The sequence below is a fragment of the Polynucleobacter necessarius genome (assembly GCF_900095195.1).
Taxonomy (GTDB): domain Bacteria; phylum Pseudomonadota; class Gammaproteobacteria; order Burkholderiales; family Burkholderiaceae; genus Polynucleobacter; species Polynucleobacter necessarius_G.
In genome coordinates this window covers 1,017,921-1,040,192 of the sequence record NZ_LT606950.1, presented here as the reverse complement: position 1 = coordinate 1,040,192, position 22,272 = coordinate 1,017,921, and the positions used below count along the sequence as shown (strand labels likewise).

The window sequence follows — 22,272 nt, the reverse complement described above, 5'->3', positions numbered from 1 at the left end:
GAAAATCATCGCTACATCGTTAGCAACATCGATCGCGTTTATTCCAATGGCTGGTAATGCCTGTACCAGTTTTTTTTGATTAAAGGAAATGATGGTGGATACGTATATGGCCGTACTATGGAGTTCGGCTTGCCTCTGAAATCCCAAGTTACAGTAATTCCAAAAAATACTGCGATGTTTGGTGTGGGTGTAGACAGCAAGCTTGGAACCGGTCTTAATTAGACTACCAAATACGCAACGGCAGGCATGAATGGCCTTGGTTTGCCAGTGTTGGTTGATGGTATGAATGAGAAAGGCTTGGTTGGGGGATTGTTAAATGCCCAAAATACTGCTGTATATCAAGCGGTGCCCCCAGGTGACTCTGCCAAGAGCATCGCCTCAGTGCAAATGTTGACTTATGCTCTCACTAATTTTTCTACTGTTGATGAAGTGAAGGCGGCTTTTCCGAAGATTATGGTGAATCGCTCCATTATTCCAGCATTCCGTAATCAATCCGCACCAGTGCGGATGACATTGCATGATGCAAACGGTAAAAGCATTGTTATTGAATATCTCAAAGGTGAATTGGTCATTACCTCACGATCAATCACAAAGAAGATCGGGCCAAAGATGCATCCCATAAAAATCGCAATACGATTGATCCAAGGCTTCACTTCGGTAAATGTGAGCAAGAAGAACAGCGGGTTAATATATACCCGTTTCCCACGAGTAAACGCTGCCGAGGCCAATTACCGTTCGGCAGAAACAACTCGCATTGCTTTTGAAATCGAGGTTATTTCTAAAGTGCAGCAGCGTTTTATGAGCTCATGCGATGCGAAGCTGAGTCTAAAGCTGCCGATGAGGATCTTAACCTTACAAAACAGATTCGGGATCGTATGCAATTACGTTATGACGTTGGTGAGACTGCGCGGTTTGAACTGATTCGTGCTCAAACCGAATTTCTGAATGCTCAAATTGCCTCGGAATCTGGAAAGCTGAGAGTAGAGCAGGCTCGCAACGGATTGCGTCAGGTGGTTGGACATGCACTGCCAGATAATTTTAGCGTTGTGCATGAGCAACCTAAAGTTGAAAACTTACCACTATTAAATATCTTATTGGGTGAATTACAAGCACAAAGCCCTGAATTGCAAAAAGCAAAAGCTGATGTTGAGGCGAGTGAGTCAAAATTAAGTTTTGAGAAAAATTCTCGTTTACCGAAATTGGCTTTTAAAGTTTCTCAATACAATGACCCGAACTTTACCGATCGTTTGTATGGATTGCAGATAAGTATTCCTATTTGGGATTTTAAGGGCGGTCAGGTCGTGAAGCAGGGTGATGTATTAGCCAAGATTACTTCAACAGAATTAACACAATCCCAGTTGGCATGCTTAAAAGCAAAAGTGCTAGCCAGCTGGCCGACCAAGCTGCTAATCGCGCAATCTAAGTTGCCGCCACTCAATGTGGTGGATATGGGATCCTTTCATGTTGGAGGTTGCTTAGTGGAGATCTCAGGTCGCCCGATTAAAGAAGTTGTTTTTAGTCCTGGAAGTGCCCCTGCAAAAATTGATCCCAATGGTAATTATTTAGTTGAGCAAATGTATGTGCAGTACTTTATTCCGAGGGACGTTAAGGGAAAATTGCCTATTATGCTTTGGCATGCTGGTGGCTTGACTGGCGTTACTTATGAAACCACGCCTGATGGTAGAGAGGGTTGGCAGAACTACTTCATTCGTAAAGGGTGGAAAACTTATGTATCTGATGCGGTTGAGCGTGGACGCTTAGGCTGAGCTTCCCCTGATATTTGGCCGTCTGAGCCACAATTTTTAACAGTTGAGAATCCTTGGGGCCGATTTCGCATGGGGGCCGGCAATTGGAGTAATGATGCCTCTAAGCGCACCCAATTTCCTGGAAGCTTGTTTCCTGCGGAAGGTTACCAGAACTTTATGAAGCAGGTTGTGCCTCGATGGACTACTACAGACGCTGCAACGATTGCTGCATATACTGTACTGAGCTCGTTGATCGAGTTTGCCCTTGTGTGGTTTTGGTGCATAGTCAGACTGGTCAATTTGGACAGAAGGTTGCGCAAGCTAGACCGGATAAGGTAAAGGCGCTAATTTTGGTTGAACCTGCTGGTTTTGGTGATCCAGCTAAGGCTGCTGCTCTAAAAAATACACCTATATTGACAATATATGGTGACTACATAGATCAAGATTCTCGTTGGCCTAATATTCGCAAAACCCAACTTGACTTGAATCAAAAATATATTGAGGCTGGTGATAGTGTGGATGTGATTAATTTGCCCGACGTTGGAATTAAAGGTAATTCCCATATGCTGATGATGATGGACCGAAATAATATTCTGATAGCTGACTTGATTGAAGCTTGGCTAAAGAAAAAATGGTTTACTCGATACTTTTCAAGTACCTCATTGAAAAAGAAAAAGCCACCTTAAGGGTGGCTTTTGTATAACTGGTGGGTCGGGCGAGATTCGAACTCGCGACCAACGGATTAAAAGTCCGCTGCTCTACCGACTGAGCTACCGACCCAGTTAAGCCATAGATTATAGCAAGAACTTGGTGGGCAATCTCTCAGTCTATGGGGGCTGCCCATAAGTCCTTGTAGTTGCGACTTGTTTATGAATTCATTCTGCGGGCCACGGGCGGATTTTTGGAAAAATAATCCTTAATCCCCTTCAAAATAGCATCGGCGATTCGGTCTTGGTAGCCATCATCATTCAGTTTAGCCTCTTCTTGGGGGTTGCTAATAAAAGCTGTCTCCACAAGGATGGATGGAATATCGGGGGCCTTTAAAACAGCAAAACTTGCCTGCTCAACCTTCCCTTTATGTAAGGGCGCAAATCCTCCGATTTGCTTGAGGACTGAATTACCAGCCACTAGCGAATTTTTAATCTGGGCGGTAGTAGACATATCCAGCAATAGGTTAGCGACTTGTCGATCTTGGTTCTTGATGTTGATGCCGCCAATTAAATCCGATGCATTTTCCTTATTGGCCATCCACCGCGCCATCGAGCTACTAGCGCCCATTTGCGATAGAGCAAAAACTGAGGCACCTTTCGCATGCGGCTGAATAAATGCATCTGCATGGATGGAGACAAACAAATCCGATTCTACGCGCCGCGCTTTTTGTACCCGAACATGCAGTGGCACAAAATAATCGCCGTCTCTGGTTAAAAACGGGCGCATATAAGCCTCGTTCTCAATCTTATCTTTCAGTCTTTTGGCAATCGAGAGGACAACGTGCTTCTCACGTGATCCCAGTGAGCCTATGGCGCCAGGGTCCTCACCGCCATGACCAGGATCGATTGCAATCGTAATCAGGCGCTTGTATTTTGCTGGTGCCGGAACTTCTTTTGTTTCCGGAATGGCTTGAGCCACCGGTGGCTTAGGAATATCTTTTTTAGTAGCAAATTGAGCAATTAAATCCACCTCTTCATTTGGCTTTGCTAAAGCCGCTTCTTTGCGAGCGCTACTCTTGACTAATTCCATTAAGGGGTCAGGCGGTGTGGTTGGATATAAATCGAACACCATGCGGTAGTTGTATTCGCCAGCGGGATCGAGTGTAAAAAGTTGTGGCTTGATTGGTTCTTTTAAGTCAAAGACCAAACGGACTACCCCGGGTTGAAATTGACCCACGCGCACTTGAGAGATGTAGGGATCGTTCGGTTTTACTTTGGCTACCAAATCTTTGAGGGTGGAATTTTGTTCCAAGCATTGTACGTCCACCACTAAGCGATCTGGGTTAGTCAATATCTGTTGACTGATCGGAAGTGGCGTATCGGATTCCAGAGTGATGCGGGTGTAATCCTCGGATGGCCAGACACGTACGCCTAAAATTTTGGCGCCCCAAGCAATCTCTACCTCAGTCAGTAGTAGGGCAAAACTAATCAGCTTGGCAGAGGTCTTAAGATTGCGTCTTCTCGCAAGATTGGTCTTATTGTTGCTGATCATTTATTGGTTCAGACTCTTTAAAACGGTTACCCCATCACGGAGTAATCCGGTGATCGTGATCGTGCGTTCATTTTCATTGGCACCAGCAAGCAACTCAATTTGAAGATCAAAAGACGGAAGAGTGCCCTCCGCTTTTTCTGGCCATTCAATTAAACAAAAGCCAGGCACATCAAAATATTCTGCAAAACCGGCCTCCTGCCATTCGAGCGGGTCTCGCATTCGGTAAAGATCAAAATGGTGAGCTGTGACCGAGCTCGATCGCATTTGAATAGAGTAGGGTTCGCACAGGGTGTACGTTGGACTTTTGACTTTCCCCTCATGCCCCATGGCCTGAATCAAATAGCGGGCAAATGTAGTTTTACCTGCCCCCAAATTACCAATGAGCGAGATATTAAGGTGCCCCTGAGGGTGACGCTCTAAAAATCCAGAAATCCTGCCGGCAAGTTGTTTGGCAAGTTTGGCGGTATCTGCCTCTTGCCTACAATGTTGCTCAAAAATAGCTAGTGTATTGGACATTCTTCTAGTTTATTCAATTATTGCGCTACATTCTCTATTCATGTGCCTTTATCAAACCATTCCACCACTGTTAATGAGGCCCAGCTACGCGCTTGGCTCTCTGAAAAAGCTAGGGAATTTGGATTTGACGGTCTACGGATTGCTGATACGCAGCTTGGTCAGGCGAGCGAGCGATTGCAGGCATGGTTATCCGAGGGGCGACATGGACATATGGAATACATGCAGCGTCATGCAGATTTGCGGTCTAACCCGCAATTACTTGTTCCTGGATCAGGACGCGTTATATCCGTCATGATGAATTACTTGCCGCCAGATGCTAACTTTGATTCCGAATGGCAGCGCCTTGAGGAGCCTGAGCAAGCGGTGATATCACTGTATGCGCGAGGGCGCGATTATCACAAAGTGCTTCGTCAGCGCATGCAAGCGTTTGCTACCGAGATTGAGAAAAAAATCGGACCTTTTGGTTATCGTGTATTTACAGACTCTGCCCCATTAATGGAAGTTGAACTCGCGCGAAAGGCAGGATTGGGTTGGCGAGGTAGGCACACCTTATTAATCAATCGAGAATCAGGTTCAACATTTTTCTTGGGCGAGATTTTGGTAGACATCCCGCTACCCATCGATGCACCACAGGAAGAGCATTGCGGTACCTGTCAATCCTGCATTGATGTGTGTCCAACCAAAGCCATTACAGCCCCATACCAATTGGATGCGCGGCGCTGCATCTCCTATCTAACAATTGAAAATCCTGACATTATTCCGACAGAGTTTCGAGCGGCCATGGGTAATCGTATTTATGGATGCGATGACTGTCAGCTCATTTGTCCATGGAATAAATTTGCCAAGCGAACCGATTTGCCGGATTTTGCGCAACGTCACGGTCTCGGTCAAGCGAGCCTGTTGCATTTATGGTCATGGACTGAAGCGGAGTTTGAACAGCGTCATGAGGGCAGTGCGATTCGTCGAATTGGTTATCACCGTTGGCGTCGTAATCTTGCAGTTGCCATGGGAAATGCGTTGGCCAGTACTAAAGTTCCAGATCAAGACAAAGAGCTCATGCGCAAAGCGTTGCAGGAGAGTTTGCCGAGCGCAGATTCATTGGTGGCAGAGCATATTACGTGGGCACTTGGTTGTGCGGTTTGAGCAAAAAGCGTTTCATACTCGTACAATCGTCCAATGTCATCAGCTAATCGGCCATACATCGACCCTAGCGAGATTGCGCTAGAAGGCATGGTGCCTCCTGCAATCACTCTCGGGTTGGTATATGGCATATCTAAAGGTTGAGTAACAGACCAAGATGAGACATTTCCAACCGTCAATGGTCCAGTTACTGAACGCTGCTGTCCAATAGCCACTTCAAACCTGGATTGGGTATTGCTCGAGCAGTAGATAGTTGACCTCTGATAGCTTTTGCTTGGTCTCGAGCCGCCAATACTTGAGGGCTGGATTCTAGAGCAACCTGAATGAGGTCGTTAATTGAATACGATTTTTTATCTTGTGAAGCGGCCTGGCCATGGGCCATGGATGGGCCAAAACTACCAATAAAGGCTAGCAAAAACCAAACGGAAAATGTCCCGTGGAATGCACTTCGGTGCCGCATGTACAAATTATCCTCAGCATTTACGCAACGCCTTACTATTGCTCCCCAATCTAGGGCAGCAAAGCACCAAAACATGCGCGATAAACAAGGGAGGAAAAATATTTTTTGGCCATTTGCTTAAAGTAAATGGTCTTGCCCCTAATTATTGCCCATATACCGGACTTTTCAGTCGGAATGTCGATATATGAGACCTATTGCTAGGCGGGCTACTCCCCGTTTATTTTTCTATTAAATCATACTTAAATGTACTTTAATTTAAACGTAAACATGCTTTGATAATCGTCCATACTTTTGGGCCTTATGAAAGATCTTCTGAACATGTTTATAGACTTTCTTTAAACACATCTCTAAAGCGGTACGCTTATCCCGCGCCGTCATGCTGAGACTTCAATCAGCTGATGATCAAAGGCCTGCAATTCAATCGAGCAGCTTTGATTGCACTGGGTTTTTGAATGGGGCACTGCTGCATATTGAATCTTAATTTTTCGCACAAGCCAAAATAAACGCTTTGGAGAGCATTTCACTCGATTCTCAGTAAACGCTTTTAACTCAGGCTCAGGCAACTCTTTTGAATCCAAGATCACATCCACATTTATATCTCCTTATGAAAACACTACAGATTCAATATAGAAATCTACATATTCTTAATAAAGCAGAATTTAATTGACTATATTTCTGTTTTTTTCTGAATTATTGATAAAAAATGCCCTCGCGAGGAGGGCCAAGGGAAGTACCGCAAAAAAGTGACGGTGGGTTAATCAATGACGGCAGCTACCAGTGCTGTAGCAGCGCCAGCACCCAGGGCTGGAGTACCCCAACGCTCTAAAGTTGGAATGGATTTACCAGTTACCACCTCTACTGGGATATTGCTGATTTCCAACAACTTGGCTGTGGTGGAGTTCTCAAACAATCTGCTAAGAGTATTTTTCTTTGCGAATCCAATCACAATCCGACCGCATCCGAGTCGCTCTGCTTCGTCTCGCAGGGCCTCTCCCTTATCGCCGCTAACGTAAGTAAATGAGAAATTTACACCAGCCCTTTCTAAAAACTCTACAGCAGACTGGGCAGCACATTTTGCGCGCTCTGCTTGCCATTCATAAATATCTTTCTTGCTGAAATATTTTCCGATATGGAAGTACAGCTTTGGCTGCACATTGCAAATATGAATTTCGGTATGAGCGTCCTTGCCATAAACATTGACTGCATGTTTCAGAGCTAGCAAGGCATTGCTTGAACCATCTACAGGAATCAGAACTTTATTCATTACATTACCTCCTAAGTTAGGTGACTGCTGTTCAGGCAGCGCTTACAGCTGGCGCAATCTTCTCTTCAAGAGCCAACCTACTTCTTACAAATCCACCACTAAGAACACCAATAATGACTAGGGCCTGGGATGCGTATTCAAATACGGGATTGTTGAATACTTGCCACTCTTGCACCATGGGCTCTGAAGTCATCATCTCTGCTGCCGTCCAAGCCAATACACCAGCACCTAAATAGGTGATCGATGGATAACGCTCAACCAGCTTGAGAATTCAAGCCCGGGATCTTGGGTAAGTACACCACTGCTAAAGTCATTGCGCTACGTACTGCGATAGCGCCTACCGCTCCCCAGACAATTGCTTTTTTCTGCAAATGAGAAGGTAAATTTCGGGCTGCCATCGCAATCACGATGGCGTTATCTCCAGCCAAAACCAAATCAATCATAATGATTGCCAGTAGTGCCAAAAAGAATTCAGGGCTAAAAAGTTCCAATTGATCAACCTTTTACATGTTGTATGGCACCTAAATGCCAGGGTTTCCGATGGGGTTAATGTGCGGGCGTTTGAAATTAAGAAAAAGCAGATATATATTGACAATAATTTCGAAAAAAACTGACTATGACGAACTCCTATAACTATCGGCATCTGTATTATTTTTGGGTGGTGGCAAAAGAGGGCAATATGTCCAAGGCGGCTGAACGCCTCGATATGGCCATTCAAACCATTAGCGCCCAAGTCCATGAACTCGAGAAATCACTCGGCTACATGCTATTCAAACCCGCTGGTCGAGGTATTGCGCTGACGGGGTCTGGCTACGCGGCACGGGAAATTGCTGATCAAGTGTTTTCGATTGGCGAGAAACTTCCTGAGGCCGTTCGAGATGCTGCCAAATCCCCGCGGACCAAAATCACGGTTGGCGTTTCAAATGGCCTCCCAAAGCTCATTACCAAACAACCTCTAGACCCCGTTCTCAAACATCAGGATGTTCAGTTGGTTGTTCACGAAGGAGAATTTGAGGACCTACTCGCTGGTTTAGCGCTACATCATTTAGACGTTGTGCTGGCAGACAGACCAGCGCCAAATAATAAAAATCTCAACGTCTACAGTGAGGAGTTAACCCGATCGTCTATGGCATGGTTTTGCCCAAAGCCCTTTTTGCAAGAGGCGAAAAAGCCTCTTCCAGAGTGTTTGGAAGAGTTACCGATTTTGCTACCCACATCCCACTCCACGGTTCGCCTCTTAATTGATCAGTGGTTTAGCAAACATGGCATTACACCAAACATCGTTGGAGAATTTGGGGATAGCGCCCTTCTCAAAACCTTTGCTGCAAGCGGCCTGGGTGCCTTTCCAGCGGGAAAATTGATTGAGAAAGATCTCAAAGAAACCTATGGAATTGAACTGCTTGGAGGTTGTGAAGATATTTACGAATACTTCTACGCTATCCGCTCAGAAAAGAAAATTGAGCACCCCTTAGTGCAAGCAATCATCAAGCAGGAATCAAGTAATAAATCTAAAGCAGCATCATGACAAATTTTTTAGATCCCGCCATCCTCTTTTTTGTCTTCGGAGTATTCGCTGGCAGCGTTAAATCTAATCTGGAAATTCCGCCTCAGATTTCTCGCTTTTTATCACTTTACTTATTAATGGCCATTGGACTCAAGGGTGGATTTGCATTACACAAATCCGGCTTTACAAGTGAAATCGGATTCTCCTTGGGGCTGGCTATCTTTTTAGCAGTCATCATTCCTTGGATTGGCTACCTTCTCCTCAGAAGAAAGTTAAATGCATTTGATGCCGCTGCCATCGCCGCGACTTATGGTTCAGTCAGCGCAGTTACTTTTATTACCGCCACACAATACTTAGATCAATTTGATATTCACTACGGCGGACATATGGCTGCAGCCATGGCGTTAATGGAATCGCCCGCTATTATCTTGGCTATCGTTTTGGCAAATAAAGCACGAGCCTACCAATCCAAAAAAACGCATACCCAGCACGAAGCTACCAGCATCTCAACCATATTGCATGAGTCCTTTACGGACGGCGCCCAACTACTTCTTCTGGGATCGATGGTGGTAGCACTAGTCAGCGGAGATGCCGGTCAAAAACTCATGGCGCCATTCTCGATCGATTTATTTAAAGGAATGTTAGCCTTCTTCTTACTTGATATGGGTCTCATGGCAGCCAGGAATCTAAAAGGTCTCAAAGGCAAACCGCCAGTCACATTGCTTTACGCAATTACGGCGCCCCTGTCGCACGCCTTACTCGCACTACTTCTATGCAGTGTCATTAATCTACCCCTTGGTAACACCATTCTATTGATGGTTCTTGCGGCGAGCGCATCCTATATTGCGGTACCCGCTGTCTTGCGTCACGCTTTACCAGAAGTCAATCCTGCGCTGTATATTGGCATGTCACTCGGGATTACCTTTCCATTCAACATCATTCTAGGCATTCCGCTGTACACTATCTTGGCAAAGCAATTCTTATAACGATCTTTAAACCATGATTTTGTGATGAATACGTTTGCAAATCGTTCGGCGAGTCTTCTGACCAAGCACGGAAAAGAAGCAACCATTGGACCATTGTTTACAGAAGAACTACAGTGCCATGTCGTCCATACAGATGGTTACGATACAGATCTTTTGGGCACCTTTACCAACGACGTTGCAAGGTATGGCTCACAACTAGATGCTGCACGCAAAAAGGCCAAACTGGGGATGGAGTTGCTAAACCTGGACTTAGGAATAGCCAATGAAGGTGCTTTTGTAAGTGACCCTTACTCTGGAATGACAGCGTGGAACAATGAGCTAGTCATTCTGATAGATGAACAGCAGGGCCTCGAAATTACCGGCTTCTCTGGGCCCCAGCCCAAAACGATGACGCTTCCATCAGCCACTTGGAAGATTTAGTCTGGTTTGCCGCATCCACCCTCTTTCCAACACACTATTTGGTTATGAAACCAACAGATGAATATCACCCTAAATCAATCAAGGGAATTTGTAATCAAGCAATGCTTCGCAAGGCGTTTGAATGGGCAAAACAACTCTCTTCAAATGGCGTGATCTATGTGGAAAATGATTTGCGTGCCTTTGCTAACCCAACCAGAATGGAAAACATTCGTAAGGCGACGAGTGACCCCATTCAGAAAATAAAATCCTTATGCCCACAATGCGGCAGCCCGGGGTTTTGGATCAAGGACATTAAACGGGGTCTACCATGCATGCCTGTGGCTTATCTACCGATCAAGAGATTGCCAAAATATGGGGATGTAGTAAGTGTGGGTTTGAGGACATGGAGGGCATGAAAGTACTCCGCTTTGCCGACCGCTCACTGCAACCCATAGAGAGCATACCTGCCGATAACGCTTATACAGATTTGTGGCGCTTTTGGCTCAGACGCTCATCAAACTTTTTCTTATTAATGATGTAGCGCTCATGACGGCCTCGAGAGATCACATCCACTCCATCGTGGGCTTGTACCTAAAAATCAGTTTTTTACCTCGATAGCAATCAGCTAGACCTGAGCTGTGACCGTTAGACCTGGTGGTGTAGCCGCCTCATGACTCACATCAATATAGGCGCCCACCTTTTGCTCGACCGGCCAATCCAAATGTGGATTAATGGCTTTGATGCAAGCCCATTCTAAAAAGCCCACCATAAAACCCGTAGCAAACACTTCGGGCATGACTAAAAACTCGGGAGCCTCTGGATACAACCCAGGAACAGTCTTAGTAAACGGCACCGTATAACGGTGCTCATACTTCAAACCAGGTTTTAAAGAATCTTTCATTAGGGACGAGAGTGGAGAGACTTGCCATTCTTAATCGTTTCTTGCACCTGAATGTCCTTAATCTCCATTGGATTGACTTTCAAGGGGTTGCGATCGAGCACGACAAAATCCGCTAATTTTCCAGTTGTAATACTTCCCTTCTTATCTTCCTCTTTATATTCGTAGGCCGCCTTCGTTGTAAAGCCTTGCAATGCTGTGTAAGCATCTACTCGTTGATCCGGTCCTAAAGTATCGCCTCCATAGGTCTTACGATTAACAGATGTCCACATCGTGAATAAGGCGCTTGGGCCAGATTGATAGAGTGTCATTGTGAATTCCAAACTCGACATCTTTTGATTGCGCCCATTTCAACGGATTGATATTGCTTGCTCGCTCATCACCCAGAACCTTACGGTAGACATCACCATACATCCAGATATGGTTCATCATGAATTGGGCGATGACTTTGTTAGCTTTTATTGATCCAGCTGATCATCTCGAACAAAAAAGGAGTGAGCGATGATCGATCGACGATTTTCGGTAATGCCGGTCTCCTGCCGCGCTTTTGAGAGGGCGGATAAGGTCATATCGATGCCAGCATCGCCATTGGAGCATCCAAAATATTGAATGTTTTTCTGGTAAGCCAGTTTTGCATAGTGATTGACCATGTCTTGTGAGATAAAAGCAATCCCCCGCCAATCTTTCGGAAATCCAGCGGTATCAATGTAAGGCTTACTGAAAACAGCTAAGCGCAATTGTGGCGCGCCGTCTGTTGACACCAGAATACCTGCCACCTTAAAACCGCCATCACCATTGGTATAAATTCCAAAGGGGTAATTTGGATTTGTATCGAGCAACTGGTCAACCACTTGATATGTTGGCAAAGCAATTAAATCAATATTGACCATGCTGCGCTCTACTGCTTGGCGCATATTGCAAATATCTTCTACTGTAGTCTCATAACTTTGCGCAGTTGTAAAACCACACGATGTGTAGATTTCTTCAGCCTTGCGAAAGGTCTCGAGCGTTAGAGCGGGCGAGTATTTACCGAATACTTTTGCTGTCGCATTGACATTTAGCATACCAATCAATTCGCCAGTAAGCTTGCCGGTTTTTGGATCTACTGGGATGGCTCCCTGCACTGCTTTAGTCGCTTTTGTAATTCCTAATTTACGCAAGCCAGCCGTATTGACGATGCCGGTCAATGTTGAAATATTGTTTACAAAAACCGGTTCATTCGGAAAGGCTTGATCAAGTTGCGCAATCGTTAAAGGGCCGTCTTTCAGAAAAGCATCGGCATTGTGCCAATAATCCAACCATTAAATGGCCTTGCTTCGTTTTTTAACGACTAAAAAGTTCTTAAGTGGTTTGAGGCGGCTTATTAGAGAAGTACGCCAGATTGACTCCCAAGGTATTTTGCGCAATTAATGTAAAATGGCCCCAAGTATCAATAAACCCAGGCAATAAGGTCTTCCCTTTGAGATCTTGGAGTGTGCGATTTGTACCGGCCTGCCCCATCGCATCCTGCAAATTACCCGTAAATGCGATCTTTCCATCTTTCACAACAACAGCTTCGACATATTTTGGGCTACTGCCCTCCATTGTCAAAATATCGCCATTGAAATAGACGCTGGAATTTGCTGCCATGACTTGCAAAGATGCAAGTGCTACGCTTAGGCCAACCCATTTTGGAAATATCTTCATTGAAACGCTTTCTCTTTTGGTGAATCCTCACCTTTTGTTTTGATAAACCCGCAATTAATTAGGAATATTACTCTTGTAGATTTGATTCTGAATGGCGATTGGTAACGGTTGGCTTTCCGAGGTTGGAATCATGACCTCAATATACGAAGCACCATCAAATGCATTCGCCTTTTCGATGGTTGCATCCAATTCCCAACAGTACTGACGCGAGCAGTGAACCAGGTGTTGCGCCCCATAGCAGTAGGTACTTGTGCATAATTCCATTTCGCCAAATCATCATACGACGGGCCAATTTCACTCAGAACGTTTTCAACTCCATACAGCGCCTTCAATCTGCTCCTTAAGATTCGCTGGGCTTGAGTTTATGCCGTTATAAATACCCAAATAGTTTGGATGCGCCTCGCTGATGACGCCCTTATCCATTGGGGTGGTTGCGAACGGAATATTGGATTTATTCAAAAAATCATACAACACTGAAGTCAAACCGTAATTCGTCACATATGCCTATCATCGGCAACCCTGTAAAAGGTCGACCGCTTGCGCAAATCGTTCGTGCTCAGGGTGATCCTGCTGCTTTGAGTGCCTCTATCGATTTCATTCTGGAGAAGATACAAGCAAGAATATCGTTGCATTGCCAACGGCATTGTTTCTAAATCCATAGGAACAGAAATATAGGCGGGCGCACTCAAGCGCAGCGCCTCACGGATAACTCTCTCCATTTCGTCGATTACATTGTCAGGCGTCAACGACGTTGATACACAACAAGCCGCCTCGGAAAGTTGGCGAAAGTTGTTATAAACGCCATCCCCAAAGTATGGTGAGTAATTAATCCCTGCTTCTGAATTCGTGTACTGGGGGCATCCACTAAGTGAAAAACTGGTAGTCGCTGCGCTTTAGCACCCATGACGCCATTGATTGCACTCAACTTCCCTACGCCATAGGTTATTGTCAACATCGCTACGCCGTTAATCCTGGCGTAGCCATCAGCAGCATATGCAGCATTTAATTCATTAGCACAAACAACCCACTGAACGCTATTGGACACTTCAATAGCATCATCAAACGGAAACGTATAGTCACCAGGAACACAAAAGACTCGATCAATCCCTAATTCTGCTAAACGCTGGATGACATATTCAGCAACGGTAGGTGTAGTCGAGCCCATGGGATGCGATCCTTAATTTAAATTGATATAAGTCTGAAGTCTATCCAAGTTAATGAATTGAACGCCATTTGCATTCGGATCAATTTTCTTGAGATCAAACGCCTGAACATTGGTGTTATCAAACATCTTGACGTAATACATCATATTTTTATTGTCAGCAACTACCGTCCACTCCGTGATTTCAACGCCACCTGCACCGCCGCCATAGGCATTAGTAGCAGGAAAACTGATCGCACCGGGAGGAATATCAAAGCTACCCAAGCTATGCCAAGCAGTATTGGTTTGTTGGGCAGTAGTTTTATTGGTTGGCACCGACTTGGTTAGAAAGAGTGCGCGAATAAAGCGGCTAGGGCTCAAATAATCGCCTGGTAAGCCATGCAATGCACTGCCTGAGCTCAGCGGTACAAAGCTCGCCCCATTAATTACGAGCGCATTGCGCTCCACATTGGTCAGGTTAGCGTAATTCCCAATGGTGTCTAACTGTTCACGGAAGGCCGGGTCGTTTGTCATAACGGTTGTCGGGTGTGATACCAGTTTGCTCACTGCAGGTCTAGTTGGTGGCACCTTAGCCTACTTCATTGATCGTAAGTTCGTCCGTAAAAAAGTAGGGGTCATTGGGTAATGAGTGCAATTGATCACATGGCAAATGCCCTCTCAGGGTGGGGGTTGTGGGTCGCTTTAGTTGGTGCCTGCTTAGGAACTTATTTTTGTAGGACGATTGGTGTGACGCTCTCGCAGAGCATTAATCAAGATAGCGAAATTTTTCGTTGGCTGGCAGCGGTTACCTATGCCATGGTAGCCGCATTAACGATTCGCTTGATTGTGATGCCATTAGGTCTGATGTCAACAGTGCCCTTATGGATCCGAATATTGATTCGCGCATTGAGTATTGGCGTCATGTTTTCTAAACCGACGCGGCGATTAGTTCCAGCTTTACTAACAGGAACACTGCTCATGGTAGTGTATGGCGTAATACGCTAACCCACTGAGCCTACTCTGATAAATGTGCTGCCAATATTCTGGCGATATGCACAGCATCCTTTTGCGCACCATCTGCAATTTGATGGCGACAACTTGTGCCATCAGCCACTACCCAAGAGGCGAACGCTTTGCGAATCGTGGGTAATAAACTTGCCTCTGCCATTTGTTTCGAGACTTCAATATGTTCAGGCTCATAGCCAAAACTACCCGCCATACCGCAACATGAGGACTCAATGAGTGTTGGATTGGCGTTTGGAATGAGTTTGAGTAATTCCATTGCGGGTGTTACCGCAGCAAAAGGCTTTTGATGGCAGTGACCATGAAATAATACAGACTTGTTGGCAGATTTGAGGTTTAGCGAAAGCTTTCCTGCTTTGACTTCTTTAACTAAAAATTCCTCTAGGAGTTGTGCGTGTTGAGAAACTGTTATCGCGCGCTCACCGAAGCCTATTACCAGCGCTTCATCTTTTAATGTGAATAAACACAATGGCTCAAGCCCAAGAATAGGGATGTTGAGTTGGGCAGATGGCACCAAGTGATCAACCAATTCATCCAAGGTTTCTTTGGCTTTATCAACCTTTCCTGCCGCTAGATAGGTTCGACCGCAGCAAAACTCTTTTGAACATTCGCTCTGCGAATTCGTTTTTGCGTTGTTTTGGCTTTTGTGAGGGATGTGAATAGTGTATCCAGCAGCTTTTAAGACGCGAATAGCTGCTTACGCATTAAACGTATCCGCTAGAAGTACTACGCCCTTTTGGGTTTGCAGTGCTTCGGGACTGAATTGATGTCTTGTGATGAGTCAGATTGATTCCAGAATGTAGAGGCTCTCCAGGTTGGCAGGCTCCGCTGAGCGGAGATGCCCATGATCCATTCTTGTAACGTGGCAATGGGTTTGAAGTGATTGCGAAGATTGAGTGGGGCAGGCAGAAGTGGAATCCTACTGATCGTGTCTGCATACTTGGGAAGATAGGCTATTGCTAAATCTCTGAGCGAGTGTCCAACCCGTTTTTTATAGACTGATAAGAACTCAATTTTCATCTTTGCCATATCGACGCCGGTGGGGCATTCGCGGCGACAAGCCTTACAACTGACGCAGAGCTCCATTACTTTTTTAATGGCATCGCTACCCAAAGGTGAAGATTCCTCTTGGATATCGAGTTGATTGGATAGGGCTAAACGTAAGGCATTTGCCCTGCCGCGAGTCAGATGTTTTTCATCCCGAGTAACCGATAGCTAGGACACATGACTTCTGCATCAAATTTGCGGCAGTGGCCATTGTTGTTACACATCTCAACTGCTCTGGCTAAACCCATAGCGGGATCGCCACCAGTTTCTGGTGCTGAGGTTTCTTCAGTAACAGGATTGTTTTGCACATTCCAAGCAGACCAATCGAGCGCAGGTTGTAGTGGAATGACTTTGTAGCTAGGTGGAAAGCGAAAGTTGCTTGCAACATCCATCTTTGGCGGATCAATGATCTTGCCGGGATTAAAGAGTCCCTTGGAATCAAGCGCATGTTTAATTTCTGCGATGGCTTGCGTGATTTTCGGACAAAACTGCCAAGAGATCCACTCACCTCGACATAAGCCATCACCATGTTCGCCACTGTAGGCGCCTTTGTATTTGCGCACTAGCGCTGATGCTTCTTCAGCAACAGCACGCATCTTTTGCGCGCCATCTCTACGCATATCCAACATGGGCCACACATGAAGTGTGCCCACAGAGGCATTCGCATACCAGGTACCGCGTGAGCCATATTTAGCAAAAACATCTGTTAGTGCTTGTGTATATTCCGCCAAGTTCTCTAGTGGCACGGCGCAATCTTCAATAAAGCTGACTGGTTTACCATCCCCCTTGAGGCTCATCATGATGTTCAATCCGGCTTTGCGTACTTCCCATAAATTCTTTTGAGGAGTCACGTCGGGCATAGGAACAACAGGTCCGGGTAAGCCAAGATCGCCCATGAGTTCTTGAAGTGCGCAGAGTTTTTCTAATAGAGGCGCATGATCTTCCCCTGAAAACTCGACCAACAAAATTGCCTCTGGAGTTTGGGTACTAGGATCTATTAGCGCCGTCTCAATCGTCTTTTGAAATCTGGGGTTGCTACGCGCGAGATCAATCATGGTGCGATCTACCAACTTTACTGCAATGGGTCCGAGCTTCCCAATGTGTTGGGCGCCATCCATCGCTTTATAAAAGCTGGCGAAATTCACAATGCCGAGCACTTTATGTTTTGGCAATGGGCTAACTTAAGCTTGAGGGATTTAAAGTAAGCCAGCGTGCCTTCGCTACCGACTAAAAGGTGCGCTAAGTTCACGCTGCCATCTCGGGTATAGGGCAGTTCACTTTGTGGATGAAAAATATCCAAGTTGTAACCTGCTACCCGTCTTAGGACCTTCGGAAAATGCGCTTCGATTTCGGGTTGCAGGGTGTTGGCTAGAGTTTTAACAACATCACCCAATTGCTTGGCGGGGCCCGAACTATTCGCATAGTTGCCAAACTGGGCAATTTGGCCGTCAGCTAACCAGGCATCAATCCCTAATACGTTGTGCACCATATTTCTGTAGGCAATTGACCGACTTCCACAAGAATTATTCCCAGCCATACCACCAATGGTGGCTTGCGCAGCGGTAGAGACGTCTACGGGATACCAAAGACTATGTGTTTGAGGATCCATTGAGGTGGTCCAGCACGAGGCCTGGTTCAACCTCTACATAGCCTTGGTCAATGTTGAGATCCAGAATATTTCGAAAGTATTTGCTGTTATCAATAACTAATGCTGCACCTGTCGTTTGACCGCATTGACTAGTGCCTCCACCACGAGGTAGCACTGGTACACCAAGTTCCGCAGCAATCTGAATAGCAGTTGCAATATCGTCAGCTGTCTTTGGCACAAACACTGCTACCGGCATGATTTGATAAATGGAGGCATCGGTAGCATAACGACATCGACTAGCACGATCGATCATCACCTCGCCCGATGTCTCTTGCTTTAGACGTTTTGCAAGCAACGCTTGATCTACCAAAACTTCTCGGATGTCGAGGGGCTTATTCATTTGACTGTCTCCTATGCCGCTGTTGCTGCTTCAGCTTTGAGCAGTTGTACCACCACACCACGCTTATGGTGAACGTGCTGGGTCATGATCTTACGCATTCTCTTGGGATCTCGAGCCTTGAGTGCATCGAGCATTTCTTGATGCTCTTCTACTGCCTTTTTCCATTTGACGCCATCTTGATTGGAGCGAAAGCGTAATGCCTCGATTCGGGCGTTCACTTGTGTAAAAAGTTGCGACAGCACGGGGTTGTTGGCTGCTTGATTAATTAGATGATGAATCTGTAAGTTGAGTTTGTAATAGCTTGAGAGATCGCGACGTGCATATGAGGCCATCATTTCATATTGAAGTGCTTCTAACTCGCAGAGGGTGGCGTCGCTAATATTATTGGCGGCGAGTTCGCCTGAAAAACCCTCTAAATCAGCAATGACATTAAATGTATGAATGACATCTTCAAGGCTAAGTTGAACTGCAATGGCGCCACGGTTCGCAATTAGCTCCACCAATCCATCTGCCGCCAGGCGACAAATCGCTTCTCGAATTGGAGTGCGAGACACATTCAGACTCTCAGCTAACTCGCGCTCATTGAGCTTGCTGCCAGGCGAAATCTTGCCCTCTACGAGCAAGGAGCGCAGTTTTTGGAAGGTGACTTCGTGAAGATTCTGGGAATTCAGTATTTCGTTGGTCATGATGCTGGATCCCTAAATTTGTATACAAAATAGTCAATACTTGATAATAAAGCATAAATAAGCCATATATTGCTAATCTATTCAGAATATTTTGTATGCAAAATGGAAAATTATCAAAAAATGGCTTACAGTAGCCATTCATTTTCATTAATCCCTTAAAACCAAAACCTACATTCAGCGAGACAAACTATGCTCAAATTCCATAATCACGCATCAGGCCGTCATTTTTTGCATATCCCTGGCCCCAAGTCCGGTGCCACCTCGCGTATTGCGTGCAATCAGTTATCAAACGATTGATCACCGTGGTCCAGAGTTTGGCGCGTTTGGTTTAAAAGTTTTAGAAGGCATTAAAAAGATTTTCAAAACTGAGCAGCCAGTGATTATTTATTCGGCATCTGGAACGGGCTCATGGGAAGGCGCATTAGTCAACATTCTCAATCCTGGGGATAAGGTGCTCTTTTATGAGACCGGTCAATTTGCTAACTTATGGAGAGCATTAGCACAGCGACTGGGATTGAATGTAGAAGTTGTTGGCAAGCCTGGAAAAGATTCTTGGCGTTGGGGTGTGGATGCGGCAGTTATTGAGGAGCGTTTACGTAACGATGCCCAGCACGAAATTAAGACTGTGTGTGTCGTGCATAGCGAAACCTCTACTGGTGTGACTTCCAATATCGCAGCCGTTCGTAAAGCGATTGATGCGGCAAAACATCCAGCATTGCTATTGGTGGATAGCGTTTCAGGGCTTGGCTCTGCGGACTATGAGCACGACAAATGGGGTGCAGACGTAACAGTCTCTGGCTCACAAAAAGGCCTAATGCTGCCACCTGGTATTGGCTTTAGTGCGTTATCTCCAAAAGCGATTGAAGCGAGCAAGCGCAGTACGTTTCCAAAATCGTATTGGGCTTTGGATGAAATTTTAGAGTCCCATAAAAATGGATACTGGCCGACAACACCAAGTACTAATCTGATGTATGGATTGCATGAGGCGATAGACATGATGTTGGCAGAAGGGCTGGATACGGTCTTTGCTCGTCACCAACGTTTAGCCGCAGCTTGCCGTGCTGCAGTCAATGCGTGGGGATTAGAAATTCAGTGCCAAGATCAGGATTGCTATCCTCCGGTACTGACTTGTATTGCAACCCCTGAGGGTATGGATGCTGATGTCTTACGAAAACATGCCTTGGAAAAATTCAATCTTTCCTTAGGTACGGGGCTTGGAAAAATTAAAGGCAAGGCATTCCGAATTGGTCACTTAGGTGACTGTAATGAACTTAGCTTAATGGCTGCCCTGAGTGGTGTTGAGATGAGTTTGGGATCTATGGGTTACAAGCCCAAAGCGAGTGGGGTAGTAGCTGCTCAAGAGTTTCTGAAGTAATCAGAAGGGGGCTGAAAAGCCCAAATGACGTTTTTGGAGGAAACAGGGGTATGGTTGGCCTAATGTGGTGGGCTAAGCCACACCCTTTATAATTCAGGAGCTGGCAATGATTGCACTTCCAGCACATAAAACATATTTGAGACACAGTATTGAAAAGGATTCAACATGTTGGCAACTAAACCCTACTTGACACAAGCAGATGTTCAAAAGATTTTGGATGCTGCAAACAAACATGCGGCCGCGAATAATTGGGCTGTGACCATTGCGGTTTGCGATGACGGAGGTCATGTATTAGGTTTAACTCGCCGCGATGGTTGTGCACCGGTATCAGCCTACATTGCTCAAGAAAAAGCGCGTACTGCTGCGATGGGCAAACGCGAGAGTCGCGTGTATGAAGAAATTATTAATAATGGTCGCACCTCTTTCTTATCTGCCCCACATATTTCAGGCATGTTAGAGGGTGGGGTCAATATCGAGGTAAATGGGTTTACCATCGGCGCAGTCGGCGTTTCCGGCGTTAAATCGACTGAGGATGCAGAGACCGCTAAGGCTGGCATCGCAGCCATTCTGTAAGTTCCCTTGACTAATACTGCTACTGAATTTCAGTCAACCACAGGGGCTAGCAATGCCGCCCCTAGTACCACCCCTACCGATACCATTGCCTTTGCCGATTTTGGTTTAGATCCGCTGATTCAAAAGGCGGTTGCCGAGCAGGGTTACAACACTCCTACTCCGATTCAGGCCAAATCGATTCCCCATGTTTTGGCTGGAAGTGATTTGATGGGTGCCGCCCAAACTGGTACGGGTAAAACGGCAGCGTTTACATTGCCGATCATTCAAAAAATCTTGCGCCATGCCAGCAATAGCGCTTCGCCCGCACGTCATCCAATTCGGGCATTGGTGCTGACACCAACTCGTGAGTTGGCAGTTCAGGTTGCTGAGAACGCTGCCAATTATTCGAAGCATACCGATCTGCGCTCTGCCGTAGTGTATGGTGGCGTGGATATGAAAGAGCAGGTCACCGTTTTGCGTAATGGAGTGGAAATTCTGATTGCGACACCAGGCCGTCTACTAGATCACATTGGATCTAAAGTTGCCAACCTATCTCAAGTAGAAATTTTAGTATTGGATGAAGCGGACCGCATGCTCGATATGGGCTTCTTGCCAGATTTGCAACGCATTATTAATTCGATACCTGCACAACGACAAACGTTGTTGTTCTCCGCGACGTTCTCGCCAGAGATTAAGAAATTAGCGCAAAGTTATTTGCGTTCGCCGGTAACGGTTGAAGTGGCTCGTCAAAATGCCGCGGCAGATACGGTTAAACAGGTCGTGCATTTAGTGGCATTGGAAGACAAGCAGCGCGCTATCGTCAAGGTACTTGAAAATCGTACCCGTCAGGGCTTATCCCGTCAGTGCATCATCTTTACGAACAGCCGCCTCGGTTGTGCAAGATTGGCGCGCGCACTTGAGCGTGATGGCATTAAAGCAGGCGCCATTCATGGTGATAAGAGTCAGGGTGAAAGAACGTTAACTCTGGACGCATTTAAGTCTGGCGCAATCGAAGCATTGGTTGCTACAGATGTTGCCGCGCGTGGTTTAGATATTCCTGATATGCCCTGCGTGATTAATCACGAGTTGCCATTTAATGCCGAAGACTTTATCCACCGCATTGGACGAACTGGGCGTGCGGGTAGCAAGGGCGATGCGATTGCCTTGGTCGACGATAGTGAAAAACGATTGCTCGATGACATTGAAAAGTTGATGAAGCGCAAACTGGAGATCGCGCCATTGCCGGATGTCAAAGCGACCCCAGGTCAGCCGACAGACCCGTTTTTCTACAAACCCTACGAGCCTGGCGGTGCGCCTAAATCCGTTAACGCAGATCCAGCAATCGCGAGCAGCACGCCTGAGGTGAAGAAAGCAGGAATTACTCCAGCAAAACCAGCGGTCGGCGCATTACTCGGCGGCTTAAAAAAGAAATAACTCAGCACCCATTCATTAGTTGGTGAACCTAGGGTGTAACGGTGAAGTAAAAACAAAAAGGTTTCTTGGTCGATTGACGAAGAAGCCTTTTGTGAATTTGGTTGCGGGGGCAGGATTTGAACCTACGACCTTCGGGTTATGAGCCCGACGAGCTGCCAGACTGCTCCACCCCGCGTCTGAGGGTGAAATTTTACCATTTTTTGCACTGCAATGTCGAGGTTTTCCA

Annotated in this window: 26 protein-coding genes, 2 tRNA genes and 3 pseudogenes; 13 read left to right on the top strand and 18 right to left on the bottom strand. The window is 46.0% G+C overall.

The window, feature by feature from the left end:
• The first annotated feature begins 246 nt into the window (after window positions 1-246).
• The 3 genes from BQ1619_RS05850 (at window position 247) to BQ1619_RS09285 (ending at window position 2,431) form a co-directional block, all read left to right on the top strand.
• Complete coding sequence (locus BQ1619_RS05850) at window positions 247-921, top strand: linear amide C-N hydrolase (protein ID WP_114662793.1); 675 nt, start codon at window positions 247-249, stop codon at window positions 919-921.
• The gene (locus BQ1619_RS09290) at window positions 807-1,766 is read left to right on the top strand and encodes a TolC family protein (RefSeq protein WP_197711900.1); all 960 of its coding nucleotides are present in this window, start codon (window positions 807-809) and stop codon (window positions 1,764-1,766) included. Before BQ1619_RS05850 ends, BQ1619_RS09290 begins: the two co-directional genes overlap by 115 nt.
• A gap of 329 nt (window positions 1,767-2,095) precedes the next feature.
• A complete protein-coding gene (locus BQ1619_RS09285) occupies window positions 2,096-2,431 on the top strand; it encodes an alpha/beta hydrolase family protein (protein WP_197711899.1) in 336 nt (111 codons plus the stop codon).
• Window positions 2,432-2,449: 18 nt separating this feature from the next.
• On the opposite strand, the gene BQ1619_RS05835 is transcribed toward BQ1619_RS09285, so the two are convergent.
• The 3 genes from BQ1619_RS05835 to tsaE all read right to left on the bottom strand — a co-directional run bounded on the left by BQ1619_RS05835 (window position 2,450) and on the right by tsaE (window position 4,463).
• Window positions 2,450-2,525, bottom strand: a tRNA-Lys gene (locus tag BQ1619_RS05835).
• An 87-nt stretch (window positions 2,526-2,612) separates the two neighbouring features.
• Entirely contained in the window at window positions 2,613-3,947 is a 1,335-nt protein-coding gene (locus BQ1619_RS05830) for an N-acetylmuramoyl-L-alanine amidase (RefSeq protein WP_114662791.1), read from the bottom strand.
• The gene (tsaE, locus tag BQ1619_RS05825; RefSeq protein ID WP_114662789.1) at window positions 3,948-4,463 is read right to left on the bottom strand and encodes a tRNA (adenosine(37)-N6)-threonylcarbamoyltransferase complex ATPase subunit type 1 TsaE; all 516 of its coding nucleotides are present in this window, start codon (window positions 4,461-4,463) and stop codon (window positions 3,948-3,950) included.
• Window positions 4,464-4,505: 42 nt separating this feature from the next.
• Between tsaE and queG the strand changes: the two genes are divergently transcribed.
• Window positions 4,506-5,606, top strand: a complete 1,101-nt coding sequence (gene queG / locus BQ1619_RS05820) for a tRNA epoxyqueuosine(34) reductase QueG (protein ID WP_114662787.1) — start codon at window positions 4,506-4,508, stop codon at window positions 5,604-5,606.
• Between the two features lie 184 nt (window positions 5,607-5,790).
• Here the strand turns inward: queG and BQ1619_RS05815 are convergent, their stop codons facing one another.
• The 4 genes and pseudogenes from BQ1619_RS05815 to BQ1619_RS05800 form a co-directional block, all read right to left on the bottom strand.
• Window positions 5,791-6,063, bottom strand: a complete 273-nt coding sequence (locus BQ1619_RS05815) for a hypothetical protein (RefSeq protein WP_162784610.1) — start codon at window positions 6,061-6,063, stop codon at window positions 5,791-5,793.
• A 374-nt stretch (window positions 6,064-6,437) separates the two neighbouring features.
• Window positions 6,438-6,653 carry a hypothetical protein gene (locus BQ1619_RS05810; protein WP_114662783.1) on the bottom strand — a complete coding sequence of 72 codons (216 nt, stop codon included), beginning with the start codon at window positions 6,651-6,653 and terminating at the stop codon, window positions 6,438-6,440.
• 164 nt (window positions 6,654-6,817) lie between these two features.
• Window positions 6,818-7,327: a universal stress protein gene (locus BQ1619_RS05805; protein WP_114662781.1), complete on the bottom strand. Its 510-nt coding sequence runs from the start codon at window positions 7,325-7,327 to the stop codon at window positions 6,818-6,820.
• A 31-nt stretch (window positions 7,328-7,358) separates the two neighbouring features.
• A pseudogene (locus tag BQ1619_RS05800) lies at window positions 7,359-7,770 on the bottom strand (TerC family protein).
• Window positions 7,771-7,943: 173 nt separating this feature from the next.
• On the opposite strand from BQ1619_RS05800, the gene BQ1619_RS05795 reads away from it, so the two are divergent.
• The 4 genes from BQ1619_RS05795 to BQ1619_RS05780 are packed head-to-tail and all read left to right on the top strand — an operon-like array spanning window position 7,944 to window position 10,632.
• Entirely contained in the window at window positions 7,944-8,852 is a 909-nt protein-coding gene (locus BQ1619_RS05795) for a LysR family transcriptional regulator (RefSeq protein WP_114662779.1), read from the top strand.
• Complete coding sequence (locus BQ1619_RS05790; RefSeq protein ID WP_114662777.1) at window positions 8,849-9,817, top strand: sodium-dependent bicarbonate transport family permease; 969 nt, start codon at window positions 8,849-8,851, stop codon at window positions 9,815-9,817. Before BQ1619_RS05795 ends, BQ1619_RS05790 begins: the two co-directional genes overlap by 4 nt.
• Window positions 9,818-9,841: 24 nt before the next feature.
• Entirely contained in the window at window positions 9,842-10,237 is a 396-nt protein-coding gene (locus BQ1619_RS05785; RefSeq protein WP_114662775.1) for a DUF6671 family protein, read from the top strand.
• Entirely contained in the window at window positions 10,225-10,632 is a 408-nt protein-coding gene (locus BQ1619_RS05780; RefSeq protein ID WP_231968549.1) for a DUF6671 family protein, read from the top strand. Before BQ1619_RS05785 ends, BQ1619_RS05780 begins: the two co-directional genes overlap by 13 nt.
• Window positions 10,633-10,841: 209 nt before the next feature.
• Here the strand turns inward: BQ1619_RS05780 and BQ1619_RS05775 are convergent, their stop codons facing one another.
• The 6 genes from BQ1619_RS05775 to BQ1619_RS05750 all read right to left on the bottom strand — a co-directional run bounded on the left by BQ1619_RS05775 (window position 10,842) and on the right by BQ1619_RS05750 (window position 13,298).
• Window positions 10,842-11,117, bottom strand: a complete 276-nt coding sequence (locus BQ1619_RS05775; RefSeq protein WP_197711898.1) for a thioesterase family protein — start codon at window positions 11,115-11,117, stop codon at window positions 10,842-10,844.
• Window positions 11,117-11,425, bottom strand: a complete 309-nt coding sequence (locus BQ1619_RS05770) for an amidohydrolase family protein (protein ID WP_231968548.1) — start codon at window positions 11,423-11,425, stop codon at window positions 11,117-11,119. The genes BQ1619_RS05775 and BQ1619_RS05770 overlap by 1 nt, the downstream gene beginning before the upstream one ends.
• A 147-nt stretch (window positions 11,426-11,572) precedes the next feature.
• The gene (locus tag BQ1619_RS05765) at window positions 11,573-12,412 is read right to left on the bottom strand and encodes an amidohydrolase family protein (protein ID WP_114662769.1); all 840 of its coding nucleotides are present in this window, start codon (window positions 12,410-12,412) and stop codon (window positions 11,573-11,575) included.
• Window positions 12,413-12,455: 43 nt separating this feature from the next.
• Entirely contained in the window at window positions 12,456-12,800 is a 345-nt protein-coding gene (locus BQ1619_RS05760; RefSeq protein WP_114662767.1) for a hypothetical protein, read from the bottom strand.
• A 54-nt stretch (window positions 12,801-12,854) separates the two neighbouring features.
• The gene (locus BQ1619_RS05755; RefSeq protein WP_114662765.1) at window positions 12,855-13,064 is read right to left on the bottom strand and encodes a hypothetical protein; all 210 of its coding nucleotides are present in this window, start codon (window positions 13,062-13,064) and stop codon (window positions 12,855-12,857) included.
• Window positions 13,065-13,109: 45 nt separating this feature from the next.
• The gene (locus BQ1619_RS05750; protein ID WP_114662763.1) at window positions 13,110-13,298 is read right to left on the bottom strand and encodes a hypothetical protein; all 189 of its coding nucleotides are present in this window, start codon (window positions 13,296-13,298) and stop codon (window positions 13,110-13,112) included.
• A 2-nt stretch (window positions 13,299-13,300) separates the two neighbouring features.
• Between BQ1619_RS05750 and BQ1619_RS09280 the strand changes: the two genes are divergently transcribed.
• Window positions 13,301-13,453 carry a hypothetical protein gene (locus tag BQ1619_RS09280; protein ID WP_197711897.1) on the top strand — a complete coding sequence of 51 codons (153 nt, stop codon included), beginning with the start codon at window positions 13,301-13,303 and terminating at the stop codon, window positions 13,451-13,453.
• Between the two features lie 89 nt (window positions 13,454-13,542).
• Here the strand turns inward: BQ1619_RS09280 and BQ1619_RS09275 are convergent, their stop codons facing one another.
• Together BQ1619_RS09275 and BQ1619_RS05740 are read right to left on the bottom strand one after the other, a co-directional pair.
• The gene (locus BQ1619_RS09275; protein WP_197711896.1) at window positions 13,543-13,965 is read right to left on the bottom strand and encodes a thiamine pyrophosphate-binding protein; all 423 of its coding nucleotides are present in this window, start codon (window positions 13,963-13,965) and stop codon (window positions 13,543-13,545) included.
• Window positions 13,966-13,977: 12 nt separating this feature from the next.
• Complete coding sequence (locus tag BQ1619_RS05740) at window positions 13,978-14,475, bottom strand: linear amide C-N hydrolase (protein ID WP_114662761.1); 498 nt, start codon at window positions 14,473-14,475, stop codon at window positions 13,978-13,980.
• A 111-nt stretch (window positions 14,476-14,586) separates the two neighbouring features.
• On the opposite strand from BQ1619_RS05740, the gene BQ1619_RS05730 reads away from it, so the two are divergent.
• Window positions 14,587-14,946 (top strand): AzlD domain-containing protein, encoded by a 360-nt coding sequence (locus tag BQ1619_RS05730; protein WP_114662759.1) that lies wholly within the window; start codon window positions 14,587-14,589, stop codon window positions 14,944-14,946.
• A 10-nt stretch (window positions 14,947-14,956) separates the two neighbouring features.
• On the opposite strand, the pseudogene BQ1619_RS05725 reads toward BQ1619_RS05730, so the two are convergent.
• Window positions 14,957-17,999, bottom strand: a pseudogene (locus BQ1619_RS05725) (FAD-binding and (Fe-S)-binding domain-containing protein).
• Between the two features lie 11 nt (window positions 18,000-18,010).
• Complete coding sequence (locus tag BQ1619_RS05720) at window positions 18,011-18,685, bottom strand: GntR family transcriptional regulator (RefSeq protein ID WP_114662757.1); 675 nt, start codon at window positions 18,683-18,685, stop codon at window positions 18,011-18,013.
• A 189-nt stretch (window positions 18,686-18,874) separates the two neighbouring features.
• Here BQ1619_RS05720 and BQ1619_RS05715 point away from each other — a divergent pair.
• The 3 genes and pseudogenes from BQ1619_RS05715 to BQ1619_RS05705 all read left to right on the top strand — a co-directional run bounded on the left by BQ1619_RS05715 (window position 18,875) and on the right by BQ1619_RS05705 (window position 22,046).
• Window positions 18,875-20,060, top strand: a pseudogene (locus tag BQ1619_RS05715) (pyridoxal-phosphate-dependent aminotransferase family protein).
• A gap of 168 nt (window positions 20,061-20,228) precedes the next feature.
• Window positions 20,229-20,633 (top strand): GlcG/HbpS family heme-binding protein, encoded by a 405-nt coding sequence (locus tag BQ1619_RS05710; protein ID WP_174222117.1) that lies wholly within the window; start codon window positions 20,229-20,231, stop codon window positions 20,631-20,633.
• A gap of 6 nt (window positions 20,634-20,639) precedes the next feature.
• A complete protein-coding gene (locus tag BQ1619_RS05705) occupies window positions 20,640-22,046 on the top strand; it encodes a DEAD/DEAH box helicase (RefSeq protein ID WP_114662753.1) in 1,407 nt (468 codons plus the stop codon).
• A 98-nt stretch (window positions 22,047-22,144) separates the two neighbouring features.
• Here the strand turns inward: BQ1619_RS05705 and BQ1619_RS05700 are convergent.
• A tRNA-Met gene (locus tag BQ1619_RS05700) sits at window positions 22,145-22,221 on the bottom strand.
• Between the last annotated feature and the right edge of the window lie 51 nt (window positions 22,222-22,272).

Excerpts from the sequence above, each read along its gene's own strand:
- BQ1619_RS05730 (WP_114662759.1), top strand. The coding sequence starts at position 14,587 with ATGAGTGCAATTGATCACATGGCAAATGCCCTCTCAGGGTGGGGGTTG.
- BQ1619_RS05770 (WP_231968548.1), bottom strand. The coding sequence starts at position 11,425 with ATGACACTCTATCAATCTGGCCCAAGCGCCTTATTCACGATGTGGACA.
- BQ1619_RS05785 (WP_114662775.1), top strand. The coding sequence starts at position 9,842 with ATGAATACGTTTGCAAATCGTTCGGCGAGTCTTCTGACCAAGCACGGA.
- BQ1619_RS05760 (WP_114662767.1), bottom strand. The coding sequence starts at position 12,800 with ATGAAGATATTTCCAAAATGGGTTGGCCTAAGCGTAGCACTTGCATCT.
- BQ1619_RS05775 (WP_197711898.1), bottom strand. The coding sequence starts at position 11,117 with ATGAAAGATTCTTTAAAACCTGGTTTGAAGTATGAGCACCGTTATACG.
- tsaE (WP_114662789.1), bottom strand. The coding sequence starts at position 4,463 with ATGTCCAATACACTAGCTATTTTTGAGCAACATTGTAGGCAAGAGGCA.
- BQ1619_RS05755 (WP_114662765.1), bottom strand. The coding sequence starts at position 13,064 with ATGGAATTATGCACAAGTACCTACTGCTATGGGGCGCAACACCTGGTT.
- BQ1619_RS09275 (WP_197711896.1), bottom strand. The coding sequence starts at position 13,965 with ATGGGCTCGACTACACCTACCGTTGCTGAATATGTCATCCAGCGTTTA.
- BQ1619_RS09280 (WP_197711897.1), top strand. The coding sequence starts at position 13,301 with ATGCCTATCATCGGCAACCCTGTAAAAGGTCGACCGCTTGCGCAAATC.
- BQ1619_RS05740 (WP_114662761.1), bottom strand. The coding sequence starts at position 14,475 with ATGACAAACGACCCGGCCTTCCGTGAACAGTTAGACACCATTGGGAAT.
- BQ1619_RS05720 (WP_114662757.1), bottom strand. The coding sequence starts at position 18,685 with ATGACCAACGAAATACTGAATTCCCAGAATCTTCACGAAGTCACCTTC.
- BQ1619_RS05815 (WP_162784610.1), bottom strand. The coding sequence starts at position 6,063 with ATGCGGCACCGAAGTGCATTCCACGGGACATTTTCCGTTTGGTTTTTG.
- BQ1619_RS05830 (WP_114662791.1), bottom strand. The coding sequence starts at position 3,947 with ATGATCAGCAACAATAAGACCAATCTTGCGAGAAGACGCAATCTTAAG.
- BQ1619_RS05790 (WP_114662777.1), top strand. The coding sequence starts at position 8,849 with ATGACAAATTTTTTAGATCCCGCCATCCTCTTTTTTGTCTTCGGAGTA.
- BQ1619_RS09290 (WP_197711900.1), top strand. The coding sequence starts at position 807 with ATGCGATGCGAAGCTGAGTCTAAAGCTGCCGATGAGGATCTTAACCTT.
- BQ1619_RS05795 (WP_114662779.1), top strand. The coding sequence starts at position 7,944 with ATGACGAACTCCTATAACTATCGGCATCTGTATTATTTTTGGGTGGTG.
- BQ1619_RS05805 (WP_114662781.1), bottom strand. The coding sequence starts at position 7,327 with ATGAATAAAGTTCTGATTCCTGTAGATGGTTCAAGCAATGCCTTGCTA.
- BQ1619_RS05850 (WP_114662793.1), top strand. The coding sequence starts at position 247 with ATGAATGGCCTTGGTTTGCCAGTGTTGGTTGATGGTATGAATGAGAAA.